Genomic DNA, 23,232 nt, shown 5'->3' with positions numbered 1-23,232 from the left:
GTCAGTTCTCCACCGGAAGTCCGAGGTCACGGGCGATGGACACCCGCAGCAGGTCGTTGGTGCCCGCATAGATCGACGCCGCGATCGCACTGGTCATATTGATCCCGTAACCGGAGTCGGCGATCACCGAGCGCGCACCGAACAGCGGCGCGGCAGCCGTCTCGAACGCGAGCAGGTCCTGCGCGCACGAAATCTTGACCTGTGCCGCATCCGTCGACAATGCGCTCAACGGCGTTGAGCCTTCGTCGATGCGGCGCGCCATATCGTAGACGAGAGCGCGGACGCGGTAACGGATGATTGCGAGATCCGAGACACGCGACGCGACGAGCGGGTTCGAGCCGAGACTGCGACCGAACTGTTCCCGGTCGCGCAACCAGCCGACGACCCGTTCGATGGTGGCGTGCATGCCGCCGAGCGCGTAACTCATCAGCAGCGCGCGCTCCCACGTCGTCGTGCTCGACAGGAAGGCGAGCCCCGATCCTTCCGCGGCCACCATGTCGGCGTCGGTCACGGCCACACCGTCGAAGTCGATGGCACCCATCGGCACCTCGGTGAGCGCGACCTTGGCGAACGGCTCGGTGCGGGTGACACCCGGTCGGTCCGCGGGGATCAGGAACGAACTCAACGCGAACGGGTGACGCGCCTCGTCGGTGCGGGCGAAGGTCAGGATCAGATCCGCTTCGGGCGCGGCGGTCACATACGCCTTGCGACCATCGACCCGATACCCGCCGTCGGTCACCGTGGCTGCGGTTCGCATGGACAGCGGATCGGAGCCGCCTGTCTCCTCGGTGAGCGCGTGGCACAGCACGAGCGAACCGTCGACGAGGCCATCCACGTACGGGTCGAGCGGCTTGCGCGCAGACACCGACAGCGGCCATTGGATGCCGAAGATCTGCGAGGTGAACGCGTAACAGAGACCGGCGGGAACGCCTGCACGGCCGAGTCCTTCGATCACCTCGACCGCATTGGTGACGACTCCGTCTCCGGTCGCACCGCGCAGCGAGTCGGCCATGACGGCCGAGACTGATGGAAGGGACAGCAGCGCGCGCCACGCATCCCGGAAGTTCAAGTCCGCGAGGGACGGGGCGATGTCGGCGGCCTCCGCCGCCACGGCTGCGGGGACGTCAGTCGGGGCCACATCGTTTGGGGGCACGTCAGTCGGGCGAGTCGCGGCTGTCATCAGACACTCTCCGCGAGCACTGCGTGCAGCGCCGCGTGCAGTGTCGTCGGGGTGCGGAAGTTGCGGGCGACCACCATGTCTTCGGGGAGCTTTCGTCCGAGCCGCTTCTCAAGGTCGGCGACGATGTTCACGAGGGTGAGCGAGTCGAGCATGCCGGTGATCAGCATCTGCGTGTCTGCGTCAATCGGGTCAATCTCGCCGTGCCGGCGGACGATCGCCTCCGACACCACCTCGCACACGTCGTCGATGGTGAACTGTCCGAGGTCGTCCTGCGTCATGAGTGTGTCTCCTGCTGGTTGGTGAGTATGTCGGCTGCGAGTTCTTCCAGGCGGGGCCGGTCGATCTTGCCGCGACGGTTCGTGGGCAACGGCGAGTGCGCGACGATCCGATCAGGCTGCGAATAAGTCGGCAACCGGTCTCGCAGAGCGTGTTCGACGGCGCCGAGCACGGTGGTCGTCGACGCCGCATCAACGTCGACGAACAGGGTGAGGTGTTGGTCGGAGCCGGTGACGACGGCTGCGGCCCCGTGTGTCGCACCTGCTTCGGCGGCGATCGCCTCGATCCCGGACAGGTCGATGCGGTAGCCGCGACGTTTGATCTGACGGTCGACACGCCCGACGAGGACCAGACGGCCAGCGTCGTCGCGGTACGCGTGGTCGCCGGTTCGGTAGGCCCGCCTGCACTTCCCGTCGTCGAAGACGACATCGACGGCGGGGTCGAAGACGACTCCGTCGACGACGTAGCCGGTCAACAAGGTGGGGCCGGCGACCACGATCTCGTCGTCGACGATCTCGACGAGCACGCCGTCGACGGCCGCTCCGATCGGAACCGGCGTGCCGGGCCGCCACTGTCGGACGTCCTGCGCGGTGCACACATTGGTCTCGGTCGGGCCGTACCAATTGAGCACGCGAGCCTCGGGGAACGCGGCGAGAAGGTCCGCCAGAGCGGCCACCGGGTACGGTTCGCCGGCGAACACGATGGTGGTCAACGTCGGCAGGGTCGCTGATCGGGCGCCCGCCGCGACGATCCCTTTCATCAAGGTCGGGACCGCGTAGACAGTGGTGATCCGTTGTTCGGCCAGCCAGTCGACGGTGTCCGCCGGAAACGGCTTCAACCAGTCGGGGAGGATCACCGCCGTGGCGCCGGCGACCGCCGTGGAGAACACATCGAACGTGCTGAGGTCGAAGGTCAGCGCAGCCTGCGCGGCCACCCGGTCCTCGGCGGTCAGACCAGCCGTGCGGGCGGCCCACCGGGCGAAGTGCGCGACAGCCTCCGCCGAGAGGAGTACGCCCTTCGGGACCCCGGTGCTGCCCGAGGTGAACAGTAGGTACCCGGAGTCCAGGCGAGACGGTCTCACCTCCCGAGCGCGCACCGCGACGCCTTCTCCGACGTCGACCGACGACGGTTCGCCGCCGCGCACCAGCAGATGCGAGATGCCTGCCTGGTCCAGGAGTGCGTTGACGCGTTCGGACGGATCGTTGACGTCGAGGGGCGCGACGACGGCTCCGGTGGCGATGACCGCGTGGATTGCGATGATCGCCGCGGGCGAACGCGGCACGTGAACGCCGACGGCGCGACCGGGTCCGACGCCCGTCTCGCGGAGACGTTCGGCGAGGACGGCGACCCGTTGCCCCAGTTCCCGGTAGGTGATGTGGTCGGTCTCGGTTGCGATGGCGCAGGCCTCGGGGTGATCGGCCACCGCATCGTCGAGGATCGTAGCGAGTTCGCCGACCGTCGTTGGAGTCGAGAGGGTGTCCATGTGTGCCTCAGTCGAGAAGGGTACGGAGCGCGTTCTTGTCCATTTTGCCGAGTGGCGTCAGCGGCATCTGCGCGATGATCCGCACGACGTCGGGCGCCTTATAGGCCGACAAGCCGACCGACTCAGTGAACGTCTGGAGGTCGCGGCGCGTGAGTTCGGCGGCACCGTCGTCGAGAACGACGAAGGCCACCGACCGCTCGCCGAGCGTCTCGTCGGGCTCGCCGAGGATCGCCACCGCCCGGATGCCGGGGTGTTCGAGCAGGGCGCCTTCCACCTCGGTGGCGGCGATCTTCTCACCCCCGCGGTTGATCTGGTCCTTGATGCGGCCGGAGACGATGAGGTGTCCGCTGTCGAGCCGTCGGACGAGGTCCCCAGTGCGGTAGAAGCCGTCGTCGGTGATGGCCTTGGCGGTCTGCTCCGGAGCGTCGAAGTAGCCACGCAACGTGTACGGCCCGCGGACGGTTAGTTCGCCGATCTCGCCGTTCGGGACCACCACGCCGTCTGGGTCGATCACCCGGATCTCGTCGTACTCGGAGACCGGGACGCCCTGGGTGGTGGCGAGCAGTTCCGGGTCGTCGTCGAGGTGAGTCGCGCAGAACAGGCCCTCCGACATGCCGAGGATCTGCTGAAGCGTCGCACCGAACTCGTCGATCATGCGGCGGGCCTCGTAGTCGGCCAGACGGGCCGACCCGATCTCGATGATCTTCAGCGAGCTGAGGTCGTTCTCGGTCCACTCACGCTCGTCAAGCCACATCGGCGCGAGCTGCGGGTTGATCGCGGTCATGGTGACCTTCTCGCGCTCGATAAGTTCGAAGCACATCGCCGGATCCTGGTTCGGCGCGAGGACCACAGTGCCACCGACGCGGAACGTCGACAGGATGCCCGGACAGTTCCACGTGTAATTGAACGCAATCGGCAGGATCGCGAGGTAGACACTGTCGGCGTCCAGACGGCTCCGGTCTCCCGCGACCCGCGAGTTGTACGCGTAGTCGTCGTGGGTGCGCCCGATGAGCTTGGGCATGCCCGTCGTACCGCCGGACAGGAGGAGCAGAGCGATGTCCGACGCGTCTGCCGGATCGTCGAGCCCAGTGTCGTCGTCGACGTACAGGGAGTCGAAGGTGCAGAAGCGGTCGTCGCCGGCGTAGTCGCCGAGATCGCCCGCGATGATCACCGATGTCATCGACTCCACTTCGTCGGCCACCTGGCTCGCGAGGGCGCGGTGGTCGAAGCGGGTGAACTCGTCGGTGGTGATGTAGGCGACGGCCCGAGTCGCACCGGCGAGATAACTGACTTCGAGGTGACGGTGACCGGGCTGGGTGTGGACTGGTACCGCACCGAGTCGCTGCAACGCGAACCAGCCGATGATGAACTCGACCGAGTTCGGCAGTTGCAGGAGCACTGCGTCACCCTGGCCGACGCCGACGCTTCGCAGACCGTGAGCGAAGTGCGTCGCACGCGTCGCGAGGTCGCGGTAGGTGACCCGGCGATCGCCGTCGACCACCGCCGTCGATGCGCCATAGAGGTCGGCCCACTCGTCGAGACGGGTGCTGAAGGTCTTGCCCTCCCACAGTCCGAGATCGCGGTAGCGCTGGGCGAAGTCGGCAGGCCAGTCCGGAATCAGGCTCCGGATCGTAGCGGTCTGCACGTGATCGTCGACAGTGGTCATGGGTCACCCTTTCTGCGTGGGAGGGGAGCCGTCTTCAGGGTCGTCGCACAACCCGGCTCCGCAACTGAGGCTAGCCTAAACTTAACATCTCGGCTCACGTCGGGTTAGGGTGGCCTCATGGGTAAAGGTTTCGGTGGCCTCGTCTTGAAGGCCATGGGCGGCAGCGACTACGTGTTGACGGTGACGTCCACGCAGAAGATCACCGACCAGTACGTGCGGGTCGGCTTCACCGGCGGCGGACTGCTGGCCGATCACCCGATCCACCCGACGCAGTGGGTCCGACTGTGGGTTCCCGACGGCGACGACGTCGCGCAGCGCGGCTACACCCTGTGCGATCCGAATGCCGACGCCGACACCTTCCACATGGAGTTCGCGATCCACAAAGGCCCCGCGGCCCGCTGGGCGCTCGAAGCGCGGCCGGGCGACGAGATCGCCGCGACTGTGATGGGCTCCAAGTTCGAGATACCGGCCGTCACCCCGAGCGAGTATGTGGTCTTCGGCGACACCGCGTCACTCCCGGCGATCAACTCACTGCTCGACGCGATCGGCGACGTTCCGGCGCGCGTGTGGATCGAATGGCAGTACCCGACCGACAAAGGGCTACCGCTGCGCTCGACCCCGGCGACCGATGTCACCTGGGTCCAGCGTGTCAATGACGGTCAACTCCTGCGCGAAGCCGCCGAACAGCTGACCCCGACCCCCGGTGCTTTCGCCTGGGTCGCCTGCGATGCCATGACCACCCGGACGGTAATGAAGTCCCTCCGCAGCCACGGCATCGACAAAGCCTCAATCAAGGGCCGCGCGTACTGGAAGTAGGCGCTCCCCCCGATCTCGGCACCGCCGCCGCGGCCGTGTCACGCGCGTGATGCAAGGCGCCAGCCGCGGGCGCGGTCCCGCTGGGCGACGAAATCAGCGTAGCGACCCTGCCGGGACGAGAGTTCGGCGTGAGTTCCGCGGTCGACGACGGCGCCGTCGTCGACCACCACGATCTGGTCGGCGTGCGCGACCGTCGACAACTTGTGTGCCACCACCACGACCGTCTTGCCCTGTGTCAACTCACGCAAGCCCTGGACGACCACCGCCTCGTTGTGCGGATCCAACGCACTCGTCGCCTCGTCGAGCAGAACGATCGGTGCGTCCTTGAGAAGCGCCCGCGCGATCGACACCCGCTGACGTTCGCCGCCGGATAGGTTCGCGCCGCGCTCACCGACCACCGTGTCCCACCCCTGCGGCAGCCGTTCGACAATCTCGTCAACGGCGGCGACCCGCGCAGCCTGACGGACATCGTCGTCGGAGGCGTCCGGCCGACCTATCCGGATGTTCTCCTCGATCGTCTGGTTGAAGAGGTAGACGTCCTGGAACACCGGAGAGACCTGTGCCATCAAGTCCTCCAACGACATATCGGCGACGTCGACGCCCCCGATCCGGACCGCTCCCCCGTCCACCGGATAGAACCGGGCCGCCAACCTCAGCAAGGTCGTCTTACCTGAGCCGCTCGGACCGACGATCGCAGTCGTCGTGCCCGCCGGGACCGTGAACGAGACCTCGCGTGCGACCCGAACACCCGACTGGTAGCCGAACGAGACGCTGTCGAAGGAGACCGAGTTGTCCGCGGGAACGGCGCTGTGCGCTGGGTCGCGGAGTTCGGGCGCGTCCAGCAGTTCGTGAATCCGGTCCGCGGCCGCACCCGCACGGCGCGTGGACGTTGATACCTGGGTGAGTTGAATCACCGGATCGATAAAGCGCGACGCCACCACGATCAGCCCGACGGCCGTCGCCGCGGCGAAGTCACCGTCGGTCGCCCAGACAGTGATCGCGTAGACCAGCGCGACGAACACCAACTGGACGGCGATCGCGAACGCCGCCAGGCCGGGCACGCTCGCGGCGATCAACCCGCCGGACGCACGGCGGTGCCGGGTCAGTGCCGACTCCAACGCACGGTTCTGGTCGCCGACCGCGCCGAATGCACGCAATACCGGTTGAGCCGTGGTGAACTCCAACACTCGGGAATCCACTTCCGCCGCGCTCTCGTGCAGCCGGTCGTCGGCGCTCCGATACGAGCGGCCCGCCAGCTTGTCGACAGCCGACATGACGGGCAGCGATACGAACATGATGACGCCCAGACGCCAATCAATGAACATGACGCCGACCGCGATGCCGACCGGGACGACGACGCCGGTCACCATCACTGCGAGCAGGTGCGCGAAGAACTCGATGATCTCGAAGACATCGGCCACCACCGTGCGGGTGATCGACGCGGTGGAGCGCCCCGAGAACCACCCGAGCGGAAGCGCGGCGAGGTGGTCGCCGAGCCGGTGCGAGACGCCACGAACCATGCCGACAGCTACCTTCATGCCGAGCAGCGACTGGAAGTAGCCCGCAATCGCGGCGACTACGACGACGACGGCCAGGACAGCCAGCCAGACCGCGGCCCGGCCGGTGTCGCCGTCGAACAGCGACTTCAGCAACGGGACCAGCAGCACGAAGGCCGCGGCCTGCGCGATGCCGTACACCGCGGTCGCCGCGAGATGCAATGGAATCTTTGACTGGTCGTCAGCGGAGACCAGCGCAAAAGTCTTGCGGATCATCGAGTGACCTCCTGATCGTCGGAGAGGGTCGCCATGGCGTCCTCATTGGACTGCCACAGGCGGCTATAGAGTCCGCCCGCCGCCACCAAGTCGCCGTGCACACCTCGTTCGACGACTCGCCCGGCATCGAGCACGAGGATCTGGTCCACGTCGGTGACCGTGTGCAGGCGGTGCGCGATCACCAGAACCGTGCGGTCGGCGATCACCGACGCGAGCGCGTCCTGCACCGCGGCCTCGGATTCGGGATCGGCGAACGCGGTGGCCTCGTCGAGCACGAGTACCCGACTGTCGGCCAACAGCGTCCGTGCGATGGAGAGTCGTTGCGCCTCACCGCCAGAGAAGTTCACGTCGGTGCCAACCACCGAGTCGTAGCCGTGCGGGAGTTCGACGATCCGGTCGTGGATCTGCGCGAGTCGGGCGGCGTTCTCGAGGTCGAGGGGGCTCGCGTCCCCTCGCGCCAGTCGCAGATTATCGGCGACGGTGCCCGCGATCAGGTGCACGTCTTGGAAGACGAAACCGACGATCGAGTACAGGTCGGCCAGCGGCATGGCCGCGATGTCGCGGCCGTCGATCGTGATCGCACCGCCGTCGACGTCGTGGAACCGTGCGAGCAGACGAGCGAGGGTAGTTTTACCCGAGCCGCTCGGCCCGACGAGCGCGGTGACGGTACCCGGCTCCAACGTCAGGTCGATCTCGTGGAGCACTGGAGTGTCGGAGCTGTAGCCGAATGTGACGTCGTCGAACCGGACGGCTCCAGCGGCGTCGAGGCCTGCCGAGCTCGACTGGGCCTGCGCGAGTTCGGGCAGAGCTTCAAGCTCGGTGATCCGTCGGGCGGCAGCCGCCCCCTCGCGCAATGCCTGACCGGCGTATGCGAAGCCGAGGAAACTCGCGCCGAGTCCGACCCCGACGAGTAGGAACGGAACCAGGTCGAGCGGGTCGATCCAGTCGAGCGCCGTCATGCCGACCGCAGCGGCGGTGATGACGAACATCGAGAAGACCGGAGCCAGCAGCATGTCGGCCATGGCCTGCAAACGCGTCATCGGCAACTTCCACGACTCGAGCGCATCGGCGTAACGGTCGACCGCGGCGGAGAAGGCAGCCGACGCCTTGCGGGTCTGCCCGAACGCGCGGATGACGGCGACGCCGTCGACGAACTCGATCGCGGTGCTGTCGACGTCGCGCTTGCTTCGAGTGAACACGCCGAGCAGTCGCATGAACTCGGGGTTCATCATCGCCTTCAGCGCGAACGCGTACCCGACCAGGGGGAGGAGGGCGACGAGAGCCAGCCGCCAGTCGGCGACGAACAGATAGACGAGGATCGCGAAGGGGGTCACCGTCGCGCTCACGTATTCGAGTCGAACGTGCGCGATGAGGTAGTGCAGCGCTTCGACGTCGTCCGACAGGAGTCGTTTGACGTCGCCGGACGTGCGTTCGTTGAACCAGCCGAGCGGCAGTCTGCTGGCCTTCGCCGCGAGCCGACGGCGCAGCGTGAGCTGGAAACTGGCATCGATCCGGTGTGTCCAGACGAGCCCGATGATCTGCAGAAGGCCACGGAACACCGCGACCGCGAACGCGGCGATGACGAGCGCGGTTACGGTGCCGGTGTCGGTGTCAGCGCGGAGCAACTCGCGGCAGACCTCGACGACGAGGATGAACGGCACCACCGACGCGATGGCCGACACTGCGACGAGGATCGACGCGAGCGAGATCGACGATCCGACCGGGGCCAACAATTCCTTGGCCGCGATCTTGTCCCGTCTTGCTTGGGCGCGCAGTGCTACTCGGTCGGGAACCGGCGCGTCGGACACGCTCGTCAGGTTCCAGCCGCCGCCCTGTTCGACGGTTTCGGCCATCTCAGAGTCTCCTGTCGGTCACGAACTACTGGTATCGCGCGAACTGGTCGCATCCGCGCACCCCTTGACCGTATAGGGTTCCACATCCGTTAGGCTAACCTAAGTGCTGTAGCCTAACCTAAGTAATCGCCCGATGCCGTGATCCGAACGTGCAGAATCCGCATGCTCCCGGACACGGCTCCTCTACCGAAGTGGGGCCGATGAGCTCATCTCCCGTGTCGACGCGGCACCTGTCGTCCACCAGAATCGATGCCCGACGTGATGCACCGCTCGTGCACACCTGGCTGACCCATCCGAAGTCGAAGTACTGGGAAATGCTGTCGGCTTCGGTCGATGAAGTCCACGAATTCCTCGACGCGACCATGCGAGCCGCCGCAGGGACCGACTACGGTCTGCGCATCGGCCGAGCCGACGGGCGCGAAGAGTTCATGTTCGAGCTGTACGACCCGCTGACCAGTGAACTCGCCGAACCCGGCACTGGTTACACCCATGCCGAAGGCGATATCGGAATGCACCTACTGGTGGCGCCTGCCGACCAGCCCGTCTCGGGCTTCACCGGCGAAGTGATGCTCCACATCATGCGGGCCGCCTTCTTCGAAGTCGGTGCAACCCGCGTCGTCGTCGAACCAGACGTACGCAACGGCCACGTCCAGGCGCTCAACGCCGCCGTCGGATTCACCGTGGCCGGCGACTATCCCGTGGGGGACAAGACAGCTCGACTGAGCTACTGCACGCGCGAGGACTTCATCCGCGTCACCGAGAACGGCACAGTCGTCGACGAAGGCGAGCGGGAGGCCCGCCGATGAGCGCAGCCACCGAAACGCAGACAGCCGTACGCTCTCTGCGCGAGGTCTACGACCGCAGGGTCGCGACCAAGGTGATCGCCGAGTTCTGCCACGAGCGCGCGCTCGCACCTCTGGAGACCGCCCCCGGGCGGTTCGTCATCCTCTCCGACGACCAGCAGATCGAATACACATTCGCCGCCGACCTCCTGTCCCTGGACAGCTGGTCCGTCGACGAAACATCGGTTCGCCGCACCCGCGACGGACGGGATCTACCGGTCAGCGCCGTCGAACTCGTCATCGACCTGCACGGCCAGCTCAGCATTCCTCGAGAGAAGCTGCCGGAGTACCTCGAAGAACTCGTGCACACGATCGCGATCGGCGCCGACCGACCCGACGACCGCCGCATCACTGCCGCCGAACTCGCCGCCGCCGACTTCCAGACCATCGAACGCACGATGACCGAGGGGCACCCGTGCTTCGTCGCCAACGCCGGCCGGCTCGGCTTCAGCGCGCACGACGTCGCGGCGTACGCACCCGAATCGGGTGGTCGGTACCACCTGATCTGGATCGCCGCACGCAGCGAGGACTGCGACTTCGCGTCGATGAGCGGCATCGACTACGACGATCTGCTCCGCCACGAACTCGGTGCCGACACCCTCGAGAAGTTCTCCGACGTCCTGCTGTTCCACGACCTCGATCCGAACGACTACACGTATCTTCCGGTGCATCCGTGGCAGTGGACGGAAAAGGCCGCGCGGCTCTACGCCGACGACATCGCTCGTCGACGGCTGGTGATCCTCGGACCGTCACCCGATCGGTATCAGCCGCAGCAGTCGATCCGGACACAGTTCAACTCCTCCACACCCACCCGGCACTACGTGAAGACGGCATTGTCGATCGTCAACATGGGCTTCACCCGCGGCATGTCGGCCGACTACATGCGCACCACGCCACTCATCAACGACTGGGTCCGCAACCGCGTCGGCGACGACGCCTATCTGCGTTCGCTCGGTTTCGAAATGCTGTACGAGGTCGCCGCGGTCGGCTATCGCAACCCGACGTTCACCGCGATCACCGAGCCGGGATCTGAGTACCGCAAGGTGCTCTCAGCACTGTGGAGGCAGAGCCCGGTCCCCCGCGTCACCGACGATGAGCAGCTCGCCACCATGGCCGCGCTCCTGCACATCGACCACCTCGGTTCGCCCCTGGTCGGCGCATTCGTCGCCCGGTCCGGGCTGGCGGCCGACGAATGGGTCGCCCGCTATCTGCGCGCCTACCTCCACCCGATCGCCTACCTGCTGTACCAGTACGAACTCAAGTTCTCCCCGCACGGTGAGAACCTGATCCTCGTCCTGCGCGACGGCGTACCGGTCCGCGCGATCCTCAAGGATATCGGCGAAGAGGTCTGCATCTTCGGTGATCCGGACGACCTCCCCGAGTCCTGCCGTCGCGCACTGACCACCGAGCCGGACGCCATTCGCAACCTCGGCATCCTGTCCGACGTGTTCGACGACTTCCTGCGTCCGCTCGCCGCGATCATGGACCGTCACGACCTGCTCGACGACACCGGGTTCTGGGCGGTGGTCGCCGACAGCGTCCGCGCGTTCGTCGCCGACCATCCCGACCTGTCCGATCGCTTCGAGAAGCGAGACCTGTTCGCGCCGACGTTCCCCGCCGTCCACATGAACGGACTGCAACTCGGTGACAACCGCCGAATGGTGAACGTCGGCGACTCTTACGGCTCCATCCTCGACGCCGGCCACCAACTGACCAATCCGATCGCCGACTATCAAGGGGCTCAACGTGCCTGACGATTTCAACCGTTTCGCGACTCCGGGGCTCGGCTGGTCTGATGTCGGCTCGTCGCTGTCCCGGATGGCCGCAGCCGTCAACGACCGTCACCACGGGTCGCCACTCCCCTACGGTGCTCCGGGAGACATGCTCGGCGCCGTCGCCTCGGCGCTCGGGCCGTCGCGCGTCCCCGACGGCGGCATCGGTGAGGACCGTGCGCTGGCCCGCGTCGCCGAACTCGTCGCCGTCTACGGACTCGACCTGACTCACCGGTTCACCGCCGCGCATCTGCAGCCGCCGCCGCTGACGGTCTCCGTCGCCGCGGATGCCCTGGCGAGCGCAACCAATGCCTCGCTGGACACCTACGACTCGGGCCCCGCGACCCTCGCGATCGAGCAGTGGACCATCGCCGCCCTCGCACACCTCGCGGGGTTCGGCCCGGCCGCGGGCGGCGTCTTCGGACCCGGCGGATCGTTCTCGAACCTTCTCGCCATGCTGATCGCGCGCGACCACGCGGCCGCCAAACTCCGCATCGACACTCGCCATCACGGTGTCGCCGCCCTACCCCGCCCGGTGGTGTTCTGCTCCCGCGTAGCGCACTTCTCGATCAACCGCGCGTGCGCCACCCTGGGTCTCGGTGAGGCCGCCGTCGTCGCCGTGGACGTCGACGAGCACCACCGAATGATTCCCGCCGCCCTCGACGCCGCCATCGCCGCGACCGACGGGACACCCGTCGCGATCGTCGCGACCGCGGGCACCACCGATTTCGGCACGGTCGATCCACTCCCGGAGATCGCCGACATCGCCGCACGCCACGACGTGTGGCTGCACGTGGACGGCGCCTACGGGTTCGGATCGTTGTTCTCCGACCGGCTCCGACACCTGGTGCACGGGATCGACCGCGCCGACTCGGTGACGCTCGATCTACACAAGATCGGCTGGCAGCCCGCGGCGGCGAGCCTGCTGCTACTGCGCGACGAGGATCTGTTCTCATCGCTCAACCGGAACGTCGCATACCTTAATCCGGAGGACGACGAGGAGGCTGGCTTCGGCGGGCTCCTCGGCCACACTCTCCAGACCACGCGCCGACCCGACGTCCTCAAAGTCCTGACCACTTTCCTGGCCTACGGCCGCTCGGGGCTCGGCGAGATGCTCGACTGCTGCCACGACGCGGCCCGGCACGCACAGGCGCGGATCGTGGCCGAGCCGCAGCTCGAACTGGTCGCGCCGGTCACCCTGACAACCGTCGTGTTCCGCTACCGCTGCCAGGACCTCGATGCGGTCAACGCTGAGCTCCGACGCCGCCTGATCAGTTCGGGCACCGCGCTGATCGGCCGGACCCGCGTCCAGATCGCGGGCGACACAGAACCGTCAACGTGCCTCAAGCTCACTCTGCTCAACCCGACGGCCACCGGATCGGACATCGACGAACTGTTCGACGAACTCCTGCGCCACGCCCTCGAAGTGGAGTCGGAGAACGCGGAGTACTCGATCGCAGACAAGGTGCAAGCGAATGACTGACCCTCGTTCCGTCGACGTCCTCGCCATCGGCTGCGGCCCGTTCAACCTCGGCCTCGCGGCGATGGCTTCTACCGTGGACGACGTCGACGTGCTCGTCGTGGACTCCATCGACGAGTTCCGCTGGCATCCCGGCCTCCTATTCGAGGAGGCCACCCTCCAGGTCAGCTTCCTGTCCGATCTCGTGACGCTCATCGACCCGACGCACCCAATGTCGTTCCTCGCTTACCTCGCGGACGTCGACCGGCTCTACCCGTTCCTGGTGCGCGAACAGTTCTTTCCGACGCGCCGCGAGTACGAGGCCTACCTGCGGTGGGTCGTCAGCGAACTCGACTCGCTCCAATTCGGCACCACAGTGGACGAAGTCCGGTGGGACGACGCCGGGCAGCGCTTCGATGTGCACGTGACCTCTGCGGGGACTCGGTCGGTCATCCACGCCGGCCACGTCGTGGTTGGTGTCGGAACCGAACCGTCGGTCCCCGCCGCGATGAGTTCGGACGCGTCCGACGTCCTGCACAGCAGCGAGTACTTGTACCGCCGAGACGACGCGCACGCCGCCGATGCGGTGACCGTGATCGGGTCCGGCCAGTCCGGCGCCGAGATCGTCGTCGACCTCCTCGAAGCGAACCTCGACGGGGGTCCCGCCGTCACCTGGTGGACCCGGACGCCGTGGTTCGCGCCCCTCGACTTCACCAAGTTGTCCCTGGAGATGACGACGCCCGCGTACATGGACTACTTCCATTCCCTGCCCGAGGCCACGCGCGATCGTGTCCGCGACGGTCATTGGCAGTTCCACAAAGGCATCTCCGCTGACACCCTCGATCGGATCCACGACCTGCTCTACCGGCGTCAACTCCACGACGGATTGGCCCCCGTCGAACTGCGTAACGGGGTCGCCGTCGAGGGGATCGACCGTCACGAGGACCGCGTCACGGTGCGCGGTCGGCATCTCGACTCCGGCGACGAGCTTGCCCACACCGCCGACCTCGTCGTCACCGCGACGGGCTACCGCGAACGGGCGCAACCATTCCTGGCACCGATCGAATCACGATTGCACCGCGATTCACAGGGGCGCCGCGAGATCGCGGCGAACCATTCGGTCGCTGCCGACGGACCGCTCGGTGACCGTCTGTTCGTCGTAAACGCGGAGATACACGCGCACGGAGTTTCCGCACCGAACCTCGACATCGGAGCCGTCCGCAACGCCCGCATCCTGAACACCGTCGCTCGACGCGAGGTGTACCGGCTTCCCCGGAAAACCGCGTTCACGAGTTTCAGCGCGAACCAGACCTGATGTCGCCGTGGGGCGAGCGGAGTACGGCTGCTCGACCCACGGAAGACGCTCGACCAGCACAAGACCAGCCCGACCACCCGAAGAAGACTCACAAGGAGTTGACGTGATTTCCCTCGAACAGATCCGCGCCGACGTCGCATCGCTGCTGGACGTCGATCCCGAGACGATCAACGACACCGACGACCTCGTTCGTCACGGCATGCACTCGCTGCTCATCATCAAATTGACGAGCGCGTGGCGTCGCGCGGGGCACCGGGTTCGCAGCTCACAGCTCGCGGAGAACCCCACGATCGAGGCGTGGGCCGCATTGTTCGGTGCCCAGACCGCGCCCCTAGAGACTGCGCCCCCAGAGACTGCGGCTCCAGAGAGCGCGACTCCAGAGAGCTCGACACCCGAGCCCGCAGCGACTCCCGCCGCGCCCGACGACGACCCGGAGTTCGACCTGGCCACCATGCAGCACGCGTACTGGGTGGGACGCCAGGACGGCCAGTCGCTCGGCGGCGTCGCGGCGCACCTGTTCGCCGAGTTCGACGGCGAGGGGGTCGACGCCGCTCGCCTTCAGCGCGCGGTCGGTCACGTCGTCGACCGCCACGAGATGTTGCGTGCCGCATTCGGCGACACCGGTAAGCAGCGGATCCTGGATGCGCCGCCGACGCCAGTGTTCAGCGTCGTCGATCTGCGCGACGGCTCCGATGTCGAAGCGCAGACCGAGCGCACCCGTGATCGGATGAGCCACCAGCTTCTGGACACCCCCGCGGGCAGTGTCGTCGAATTCGTGCTGACACTGCTGCCGGAGGGCCGCCACCGCCTGCACTTGGACGTCGACATGCTGGCCGCCGACGCGATGAGTTACCGCCGCGTGCTCGACGACCTCGCGACCGCATACGAGACCGATACCGCGCTACCGTCGACGGGCTACACGTTCCGCGAGTACCTGGCTGAACGCGGCGACCACATCTCGCCCGACGAGTACGACGGCGCGCGAGCCTGGTGGGAGGCCAAGGAGCCAACCTTGCCCGACACTCCGACACTCCCGACGATTCCAGAGGACCGTCGCGCCGAGCCGGACCGCAGCATCCGCTACCACCACCAGCTGAACGCGCCGGAGAAGGATCGGCTGTACTCGGTCGCCTACGACAACGGCATCACTCCCGCCGTCACGTTCGCCGCCGTGTTCTCCGAGGTCATCGCGCGCTGGTCCACCCATCAGCGGTTCCTACTCAATGTCCCGCTGTTCAACCGCGAACCGACACACACCAATATCGACCAGGTGGTCGGCGACTTCACAAACTCGGTGTTGATCGACGCGGACGCCACCCACACCGAGTCGATGGTCGAACGCGGCCGTCGACTCCAGCGCGAACTACACGACTGCGCTGGTCACGCTGCCTACGAAGGACTCGACGTCCTGCGCGATCTGGGACGTCTGCGCGGCGCGCCCGTCACCCCCTCGCTGGTGTTCACCTCCGGACTGGGGTTCGGCGAGTTGTTCTCCGACCGGGTCCGCAACCTGTTCGGCGAACCGGTGTGGATCCTCTCGCAGGGACCGCAGGTCGACTTGGACGCGCAGGTGGTCGAGCTCGACGGCGGCCTGCTCGTCAACTGGGACGTGCGCCGCGACGCCCTCCCCGACGGGGTGATGGACGCGATGTTCGCCGAGTTCCGCTCGATCCTGACCGGACTGGTCGCCGAGGAAGCCGATTGGAACGACACCCTGTCGATCGCCCTTCCGACGGTGCAACGCGAAGTCCGCGACGCTGTCACCGCGACGGCGGCGGTCAGCGCTCCGCGCACTGTGCACGGAGCGTTCTTCGACCACGCCGCCGGCGACCCGGACCGCGTCGCACTCGTGACCGCAGACGGACGTGAACTCTCCTACGGCGACGTCGCAGGCCAGGCCCGATCGATCGCCGGAGCGCTCGCCGCAGACGGCATCATCCCGGGCGACACCGTCGCGGTGATCGTGCCGAAGGGCCACAACCAGGTGATCGCCGTTCTCGGCATCCTCGCAGCCGGAGCCGTCTACCTCCCGATCGGTGTCGACCAGCCCGCCGCACGCCGCGATCAGATCCTCGCGCGCGGCGATGTGAAGGTCGTGGTCATCGGAGACGAGACCGACGCCCCGAGCGAACCGAAATCTCTCCGGTTCGGTACCGCGCTCACCGCGGACCCGATCGACGACGTTCATGCCGGCGACGCGGCCGGGCTCGCATACGTTCTGTTCACCTCCGGGTCGACCGGCGAACCGAAGGGCGTCGAGGTGAGCCACCGCGCCGCGGCGAACACACTCGACGCGATCGCGCACGAGTTCGGCCTCGGCGTCGACGACCGCACTATCGGGCTGTCGGCTCTCGAGTTCGACCTGTCGGTGTTCGACGTGTTCAGCCCGCTGTCGCTCGGCGGAGCCCTCGTCTGCATCGACAGCGAGCAGACCCGCGACGCCCAAGCGTGGGCGGCGCAGATCGCAGCGCATCAGGTCACTGTCGTGAACGCGGCGCCCGGCCTGATCGGCATGCTGCTCGACACGGCGTCGAACGAGCAACTCGCGACCCTACGCACGGTGATCACCGGCGGCGACCGCGTCGACGCCGAGTTGGGGCGTCGGGCACGCGCCGCTGTCCCGGGACTGCGTTTCGCCGGTCTCGGCGGCACCACCGAGACAGCGATCCACTCCACGGTTTTCGAGGTGACCGACGACTTCCCTACCGATTGGGACACCGTCCCGTACGGCCGCCCGATGGCTGGATCGGCGTGCCGCGTCGTCAACGAGCGCGGCGAGGACGCCCCCGACTGGGTGACCGGCGAACTGTGGATCGGCGGCGCCGGGGTGGCCGACGGCTACCGGGGCGACCGCGAACGCACCAGCGACCGGTTCGTCACCGTCGACGGCATCCGCTGGTACCGCACGGGTGATCTGGCTCGCTACCTGCCTGACGGCACCGTCGAGTTCCTCGGTCGCGCCGACCATCAGGTCAAGATTCGCGGCTACCGCGTGGAGCTCGGCGAGGTCGAGTCGGCCGCGCGTGGTGTCGACGGCGTCGCCGAGGCGGTCGCCGCACTGTTCGGCGGGCGGCTCAGCCTGGCGGTGACCGGCCAACGCGGTGACGCCACGCCCGACGCGGACACGGTGAGCGAGGCGCTGGGCGGGCTGCTGCCCGACTACATGGTTCCCGAGACCGTCCTCGCCGTCGACGAGGTTCCGCTGACGGCCAACGGCAAGATCGATCGTAAGGCGATCCGCGACGCCCTCGAACGGGCCGTCGCCGGTACGACACCGGGCGAGTACGTGGCACCGGAGAACGCCGTCGAAGCCGCGGTCGCGTATATCGCCGAACAAGTGTTGGGCACCGAACGACTCGGCGTGAGCACCGACTTCTTCGACGCGGGTGCCAACTCGATCCTGGCGACGACGTTCGTCGCGAACGTCCGCAGCTTGCTGGCCGTGGAGGGAGTCGGTATCACCGCGGTGTTCAAGGCTCGCACTGTTCGCGGCTTCGCCGCGCTGCTGGCCGACCGCGAGCAGGTCGCCGGGCAGCTGGCGCAGGTGGCTGAGATATTCCTTGAGGTAGCGGGTGTCGAAGTTCCGACAGGCGAACTGGTCGGAGCGCCGAACTGATGCCTACTCTGGACGAATTACGCACGGCGATGGCCGCCCGTCTGTCCGATGTCGGCATCGCCGTCGAGTCGGGCGTTCCGACTCGACGCGACGCCGGCCGCGCGCGGCTGTCATTCAGCCAACGCCTGGTGTGGGCACATCAGCAACGGGTCCCCGACAGCACCGCGAACAACATCTGCCTCACCTTCACCTACACCGGTGACGTCGACGCCGATGCCCTCGGGCGGGCATTTCTCGCCGTGGTCCAACGGCACGAGATCCTCCGGACGACCTATCACCCCGGCGAGGACGGCGGGGAACCCTTTCAGCGGATCCACGCCGACTTCCCACCGCCGGTCGTGACCGTCGACCTCCGCGATGCCGCCGACCCGGACGAGCGCCTCCGACGTCTCGTCGCCGATGCGGCGACCGAAGTGTTCGATCTGGCCACCGAGTCGTCTATCCGGTTGACGTTCGTGACGCTGCCCCCCGCCGACGGGAAAGCACGTCTGGCGGTCGTGGTCGCGATGCAACACATCGTGTGGGACGGCATGACGTTGCCTGCGATGGCGCGCGACGTCGCACGCTTTTACGCGGCGGCCCGCTCGGTGCCGAACGACGAACTGACGGTGGACGCGTTGTCACCGCAGATCGCCGACTTCGCCGACTGGGAACGGGACCGCTTCGACGCGGCCGACCACTCGGCGGACGTCGCGTTCTGGACCGACCAGTTCCGGGGCGACGTCGCGACCGCGTCCCTCCCCTACGACCGTCGACCGGAGAATCCGTCGGAGGTGAGTGCACGCGCCGACCGGACATTGAGCCCGGCCGCCGAGACAGGTCTGCGCACGTTGGCCGCAGAACTCCGGATGCCACCGTTCTCCGTCTTCCTCGCCGCGTATTACCTCGCACTGCGCCAAATGTCGGGGCGCGACGACCTATTGATCGGCAGTACCGTCGCCAACCGCGAGGAGCAAGGCGCCGAGGCTCTGATCGGCAACTTCAGCAATTCGATCGCCCTGCGCATCCGCGGCGGCGCCGACGACACGTTCGGCGATCTGGTGCGGCATGTGCGCGCGGTGACCGATGCGGCGTTCGAACATCGGACATTCCCGTTCGACGAGATCATCGAGATCGCACGGCAGGTCACCGGAGACGAGTCAACGCATCCCTTCGATTCGCTGGTGCTGTTCCTCGACCAGAAGATCGACGGCATCGGACTCCCCGGCACGACGATGACGTGGGAGCTTGCCGACAAGGGGCGCGTCGCCCTGCCGTTGACGGTCGAGGCGTTCATGCACCCCGACCGCACCGAAGTGCAGATCGGATACCAGGTCGCCCTATTCGACGCGTCCACGGTCGACCGGCTGCACGAGCTGATCGACGAGGTCCTGAGCACGGCGGCGGCCGCGACGCCGTACCGAGCATCCTCGATCGCCGCGCGCTGATCAGGATCGACGCCGTCCCACCGCTATTGACCGCTACCCTCCACCCAGTCCGACGAAAGACTGTTCCAGCATGAGCACTGTCCTCCGTGACGCCCACGGCATACCCCACATCCGCGCCGCGTCCGCCCGGGAGGCAATCTTCACCCAGGGGTACACCACGGGTGTCGACCGCGCATGGCAGGTCGAATTCCTGCGGCTGCGCGCCGAGGGCCGAACGGCGGAGGTGTTCGGTGCGGCCGGCGTCGGCTGGGACGAGTTCGCTCGCCGGGCGCAGATCGATCGGGCAGCCCGACGAATCCACGACGCGTCGTCCGACCGCACCCGGCTGCTGTTGCAGGCGTACGCCGACGGCGTCAATCGGTCACACCCCGACGCGAACGCCGTCGAACTGGCCGAGTTCGATCACGAGCCCGCGGCGTGGAATCCGTGGACGCCGATCGCGATCTTCATCGTCCAGCATCTGATGTTCGGTCGATTCGCGACCAAACTGTGGCGGCTGCACGCGCGGCGCGTACTCGGCCCCGACTCGCTGGCACTGCTCAACACCGAGGCCGGCGAGCCCTCACACGACCGCGTCCCCGCGATGCCGTCCGAGGAGTTCATGGAGGATCTGCTGCGCCATGTCCCGCTGACAACGCCCGAGTCCGATGTCCGTCTGCCCGATGCACCTGCACCCGATGTCCCGGTACTCGGCGACGCGATATCCGGCAGTAACGCGTGGGGGGTCGCGGCGACCGGCACCGAAACCGGAGCGCCGTTGATCGCGGGCGACCCGCACCGGTTCATCGAGATCCCCGGCGTCTACCAGCAATACCACCTAGCCTGTGATGACTTCGACGTCGTCGGGCTCGCGTTCGCGGGGGTCCCGGGGCTCCCGCACTTCGCGCACGCGTCGTCGGTTGCGTGGGGCATCACCAACGCGATGGCTGACTACCAGGACGTCTACGTCGAGAAGTTGCGGCGAGTCGACGATTCGATCATCGCAACCACATCCGACGGCGACACGCCGTGCGACGCGTGGATCGAACAGATCCGGGTCCGCGGCGGGGAACCCGTCGACGTCGAGATAGTCACGACCGGCAACGGCTCGGTGATCGTCGGCGGCGCGGACGACCCGTGGGCGATGAGTCTGCGGACGCCGATGCTCGCCGACGCGACGTCGACGTTCGACGCCGTCCTCGACCTCTTGTTCGCGTCGTCGATCGACGACGTCGAGCAGGCGTTGACGAGTTGGGTGGAGCCGCCCAATCGAATAGTCGTCGGCGACTCGTCCGGGGGTCTGCGTCACCACACGGTCGGCCGGTACCCGGTCCGCGCCGACGAGAACTATTGGCTGCCGGTGCCAGGGTGGGACGAACGGTATGCCTGGCAGGGGTACGCCGACACGTCGCTGAGCGGCTACGACGCCGACGTGGCTACCCACGCGGTGATCGCCAACCAGCGGATCGCCGACTGCCCGCCGATGCAGCCGGTCACCACCGAGTGCGCGCCGGACGCGCGCGCGAGGCGAATCGATGACTTGTTGTCCGGCGACGTGCCGGTGTCCGCGGACGGTTGCGCCGACATCCACCGGGACGTCGCGAACGGACATGTCCGCGGTCTCATCGACCTGGTGTCCGGGTTGCCAGGCCTGCGCGACGAAGCATTCGAGCTCCAGTCACGTCTGGTCGGGTGGGACGGTGCGATGCACCCCGACAGCGTCGACGCGTACCTGTTCGCCGAGTTCCGCAGCAGGCTCGTCACCGCGATCACCGCCGACGCGGCGTTGGCCCCGCTCAGCGAACCGAACGGCTTCCCCCAGTGGATGACCCCCTACTTCGTGGCCGGTACGCGGATCGCCGCCGGTCTCGACGCGGCGATCGCCGGGGCGCCACGAATCGGTTTGGATGTGCCTGCCATCGCGGCGCGGGTCCTCGAAGCCCTGGCGGTCGACACTGGAGTCGACCCTGGGGGCACCGCGACCACGTGGGGAGACGTCCACGTGCTCGCGCCGTTCCACGGCATGGATTTCGCTGGTGTCACGGCGTCGTACCCGGAACTGTCCGCCTTGATTCGGCCCGAGCAGGTGCGGCTCGGCGGCGACGCCGAATGCGTGCTCGCGAACGCGAGCGCCGTCGGCTTCTCACACATCTGCCGTCTCGGCTCGGTCGCACGGTATGTGTGGGATCTCGCCGACCGGGACGCCAGCCGGTGGATCGTGCCGCTCGGGGTGAGCGGTGATCCATCGTCCGACCATTTCCAAGACCAGACGCGGTCGTGGGCGCGCGGCGATCTCATCGGGGTCGTCTCCGATTGGGACGTGCTCGCCCGCACGGCCGCAGCAGAGGAGACCTTGTGAGCATTCTGAACGACACGCAGCGCGAACTGATGCGGCGGCGGCTGGCCGAGGCAGGTATCGACGCACCGGTCGAAGACGCTTCACCGGCCGCGCCGGAACCGGTGGCAGCCGACGGTTCGCTCGGGACGGCCGAACGTCGGATGTGGAAGATCTACGAGATCGACCCAACATCCGATTCGCACAACTTCGCGGTGCACCTGAACTTCGGTGCGCCGTACACGCTCGACCAGATCGTCGAGTCGATGGAGAAGCTCATCGCGTCGTCCGAGGTCATCGGGTCGGTGATCGAGGTCGCGGACGACGGGCCGCGCCGTCGGTCGGCGCCACTCGTCGGCCGATGGACGAATCCCGGCCGGGTTTGGGAGTTCGGTGACATCGCCGCCGACGTCGACGCCTCCGCACAGGTCGTCGCGCAGGAACCGTTCGAGTTGACTCGCGAACAGCCGTGGCGGGTGCGTATTCGCACACTCGACGACGGCACCATCTCGGTGATCCTGGTGATCCACCACATCGGCGGAGACGAGACGATCCTGCCGCCGGTCCTGACCGCTCTCGTGTCCGGGAAGGCCGCGTCGTGGTCCGGTGGCGGCACCGCCGTCGACCCGTCGGCACGTACCCGCGCCCACGCCGATGCCGCGGTGAACCATGCCCGGTCGACGTGGGCCGCCGACGGGGTCCGTTATCCGCTGTCGGGCGAACTGCCGTCGACCTCTCCAGAGGAGAGTTGGGTGTCGGTGATGGGCGAAGGGCGGGGCGCGCTGCTGCACCGCCGGGTGCCCGACGACGTGGTCGCAGGTCTGGTCGGGTTCGCCCGCACTGTCGATGCCACCCCGAACTCGCTGTTCGTCGCGGTGTCGGCGCTCACCGTGTACGCGGTGACCGGCACGGACGACTTCGTGATCCTCGTACCCGCCGATAACCGGGCACCCGCCGAGACCGTCGACCGAGTCGGCTACAGCGGCAACATCGTGCCGATGCGTTTCACATTCGACCCGGCCGCGACCGTCGGCGACACGGTCCGGGCCGCTGTCTCGACAGTGTTCGAGTCGATGGAGCATTCGTCCGTCGACTACGGCACGATCCTGACGGCCCTGCGTGGTTCCGGTGGACGCTTCCCCGTCGCCGAGATCATGGCGCTGGTCAAGAATGCTCCGTTGCGCGGCGTCCCCGTTCCAGACGGCGCGCACGTCACGTGCGAGACGGTCTTCGCCGATATCGTCCACTACCCGCTCAGCATCACGTTCGAGTTCGACGAACAGGACGCCGTGCATCTGGAACTCGAGTATCGGACCGACGTCCTCGACGGTGCCGCCGCGGAGCGGATCGCCGACGTGGTTGACGTGCTAACCTCGCGTCTCCCCGAATCCGCCGATGTCCCCCTGGCAGAATTCGTCGCCTGACGGCCGCGCACTAGACG

The 23,232-nt window shown here is 67.3% G+C and carries 15 protein-coding genes; 9 read left to right on the top strand and 6 right to left on the bottom strand.

Annotated elements, in window-relative coordinates:
- Window position 1: 1 nt before the first annotated feature.
- The 4 genes from MP11Mi_RS10275 to MP11Mi_RS10260 are packed head-to-tail and all read right to left on the bottom strand — an operon-like array spanning window position 2 to window position 4,605.
- Window positions 2-1,180 (bottom strand): acyl-CoA dehydrogenase family protein, encoded by a 1,179-nt coding sequence (locus tag MP11Mi_RS10275; RefSeq protein ID WP_420038835.1) that lies wholly within the window; start codon window positions 1,178-1,180, stop codon window positions 2-4.
- Window positions 1,180-1,458 carry an acyl carrier protein gene (locus MP11Mi_RS10270; protein WP_420038834.1) on the bottom strand — a complete coding sequence of 93 codons (279 nt, stop codon included), beginning with the start codon at window positions 1,456-1,458 and terminating at the stop codon, window positions 1,180-1,182. The genes MP11Mi_RS10275 and MP11Mi_RS10270 overlap by 1 nt, the downstream gene beginning before the upstream one ends.
- Window positions 1,455-2,939, bottom strand: a complete 1,485-nt coding sequence (locus MP11Mi_RS10265; protein WP_420038833.1) for an AMP-binding protein — start codon at window positions 2,937-2,939, stop codon at window positions 1,455-1,457. The genes MP11Mi_RS10270 and MP11Mi_RS10265 overlap by 4 nt, the downstream gene beginning before the upstream one ends.
- Window positions 2,940-2,946: 7 nt before the next feature.
- On the bottom strand, window positions 2,947-4,605 hold the full coding sequence (locus MP11Mi_RS10260; RefSeq protein WP_420038832.1) for a (2,3-dihydroxybenzoyl)adenylate synthase: 1,659 nt from the start codon (window positions 4,603-4,605) through the stop codon (window positions 2,947-2,949).
- A gap of 117 nt (window positions 4,606-4,722) precedes the next feature.
- On the opposite strand from MP11Mi_RS10260, the gene MP11Mi_RS10255 reads away from it, so the two are divergent.
- Window positions 4,723-5,421: a siderophore-interacting protein gene (locus MP11Mi_RS10255; RefSeq protein WP_420038831.1), complete on the top strand. Its 699-nt coding sequence runs from the start codon at window positions 4,723-4,725 to the stop codon at window positions 5,419-5,421.
- 38 nt (window positions 5,422-5,459) lie between these two features.
- Here the strand turns inward: MP11Mi_RS10255 and MP11Mi_RS10250 are convergent, their stop codons facing one another.
- Both MP11Mi_RS10250 and MP11Mi_RS10245 read right to left on the bottom strand, forming a co-directional pair.
- Window positions 5,460-7,193 (bottom strand): ABC transporter ATP-binding protein, encoded by a 1,734-nt coding sequence (locus MP11Mi_RS10250; RefSeq protein ID WP_420038830.1) that lies wholly within the window; start codon window positions 7,191-7,193, stop codon window positions 5,460-5,462.
- The gene (locus tag MP11Mi_RS10245; RefSeq protein ID WP_420038829.1) at window positions 7,190-9,046 is read right to left on the bottom strand and encodes an ABC transporter ATP-binding protein; all 1,857 of its coding nucleotides are present in this window, start codon (window positions 9,044-9,046) and stop codon (window positions 7,190-7,192) included. Before MP11Mi_RS10245 ends, MP11Mi_RS10250 begins: the two co-directional genes overlap by 4 nt.
- A gap of 200 nt (window positions 9,047-9,246) precedes the next feature.
- On the opposite strand from MP11Mi_RS10245, the gene MP11Mi_RS10240 reads away from it, so the two are divergent.
- The 8 genes from MP11Mi_RS10240 (at window position 9,247) to MP11Mi_RS10205 (ending at window position 23,215) form a co-directional block, all read left to right on the top strand.
- Window positions 9,247-9,852 carry a GNAT family N-acetyltransferase gene (locus tag MP11Mi_RS10240; RefSeq protein ID WP_420038828.1) on the top strand — a complete coding sequence of 202 codons (606 nt, stop codon included), beginning with the start codon at window positions 9,247-9,249 and terminating at the stop codon, window positions 9,850-9,852.
- Window positions 9,849-11,642, top strand: coding sequence for an IucA/IucC family protein (locus tag MP11Mi_RS10235; RefSeq protein WP_420038827.1), 1,794 nt, complete (start codon window positions 9,849-9,851; stop codon window positions 11,640-11,642). The genes MP11Mi_RS10240 and MP11Mi_RS10235 overlap by 4 nt, the downstream gene beginning before the upstream one ends.
- On the top strand, window positions 11,635-13,143 hold the full coding sequence (locus MP11Mi_RS10230) for a pyridoxal phosphate-dependent decarboxylase family protein (protein ID WP_420038826.1): 1,509 nt from the start codon (window positions 11,635-11,637) through the stop codon (window positions 13,141-13,143). The genes MP11Mi_RS10235 and MP11Mi_RS10230 overlap by 8 nt, the downstream gene beginning before the upstream one ends.
- A complete protein-coding gene (locus tag MP11Mi_RS10225; protein WP_420038825.1) occupies window positions 13,136-14,434 on the top strand; it encodes a lysine N(6)-hydroxylase/L-ornithine N(5)-oxygenase family protein in 1,299 nt (432 codons plus the stop codon). Before MP11Mi_RS10230 ends, MP11Mi_RS10225 begins: the two co-directional genes overlap by 8 nt.
- Before the next feature lie 103 nt (window positions 14,435-14,537).
- Window positions 14,538-18,050, top strand: a complete 3,513-nt coding sequence (locus MP11Mi_RS10220) for a non-ribosomal peptide synthetase (RefSeq protein WP_420038824.1) — start codon at window positions 14,538-14,540, stop codon at window positions 18,048-18,050.
- Window positions 18,050-19,477 (top strand): condensation domain-containing protein, encoded by a 1,428-nt coding sequence (locus MP11Mi_RS10215; protein ID WP_420038823.1) that lies wholly within the window; start codon window positions 18,050-18,052, stop codon window positions 19,475-19,477. The genes MP11Mi_RS10220 and MP11Mi_RS10215 overlap by 1 nt, the downstream gene beginning before the upstream one ends.
- Window positions 19,478-19,547: 70 nt before the next feature.
- A complete protein-coding gene (locus tag MP11Mi_RS10210) occupies window positions 19,548-21,815 on the top strand; it encodes a penicillin acylase family protein (RefSeq protein ID WP_420038822.1) in 2,268 nt (755 codons plus the stop codon).
- Window positions 21,812-23,215 (top strand): condensation domain-containing protein, encoded by a 1,404-nt coding sequence (locus MP11Mi_RS10205; protein WP_420038821.1) that lies wholly within the window; start codon window positions 21,812-21,814, stop codon window positions 23,213-23,215. The genes MP11Mi_RS10210 and MP11Mi_RS10205 overlap by 4 nt, the downstream gene beginning before the upstream one ends.
- Window positions 23,216-23,232: the final 17 nt, after the last annotated feature.

This window comes from Gordonia abscondita, from assembly GCF_032711245.1.
GTDB lineage: Bacteria > Actinomycetota > Actinomycetes > Mycobacteriales > Mycobacteriaceae > Gordonia.
Note: the sequence above shows the minus strand (reverse complement) of the source record. Positions and strands in the feature narration are given on the sequence as shown.

Bases quoted from the DNA above. Each gene is read 5' to 3' on its own strand.
- MP11Mi_RS10250 (WP_420038830.1), bottom strand. From the start codon at position 7,193: ATGATCCGCAAGACTTTTGCGCTGGTCTCCGCTGACGACCAGTCAAAG.
- MP11Mi_RS10210 (WP_420038822.1), top strand. From the start codon at position 19,548: ATGAGCACTGTCCTCCGTGACGCCCACGGCATACCCCACATCCGCGCC.
- MP11Mi_RS10275 (WP_420038835.1), bottom strand. From the start codon at position 1,180: ATGACAGCCGCGACTCGCCCGACTGACGTGCCCCCAAACGATGTGGCC.
- MP11Mi_RS10215 (WP_420038823.1), top strand. From the start codon at position 18,050: ATGCCTACTCTGGACGAATTACGCACGGCGATGGCCGCCCGTCTGTCC.
- MP11Mi_RS10260 (WP_420038832.1), bottom strand. From the start codon at position 4,605: ATGACCACTGTCGACGATCACGTGCAGACCGCTACGATCCGGAGCCTG.
- MP11Mi_RS10255 (WP_420038831.1), top strand. From the start codon at position 4,723: ATGGGTAAAGGTTTCGGTGGCCTCGTCTTGAAGGCCATGGGCGGCAGC.
- MP11Mi_RS10270 (WP_420038834.1), bottom strand. From the start codon at position 1,458: ATGACGCAGGACGACCTCGGACAGTTCACCATCGACGACGTGTGCGAG.
- MP11Mi_RS10235 (WP_420038827.1), top strand. From the start codon at position 9,849: ATGAGCGCAGCCACCGAAACGCAGACAGCCGTACGCTCTCTGCGCGAG.
- MP11Mi_RS10225 (WP_420038825.1), top strand. From the start codon at position 13,136: ATGACTGACCCTCGTTCCGTCGACGTCCTCGCCATCGGCTGCGGCCCG.
- MP11Mi_RS10265 (WP_420038833.1), bottom strand. From the start codon at position 2,939: ATGGACACCCTCTCGACTCCAACGACGGTCGGCGAACTCGCTACGATC.
- MP11Mi_RS10240 (WP_420038828.1), top strand. From the start codon at position 9,247: ATGAGCTCATCTCCCGTGTCGACGCGGCACCTGTCGTCCACCAGAATC.
- MP11Mi_RS10245 (WP_420038829.1), bottom strand. From the start codon at position 9,046: ATGGCCGAAACCGTCGAACAGGGCGGCGGCTGGAACCTGACGAGCGTG.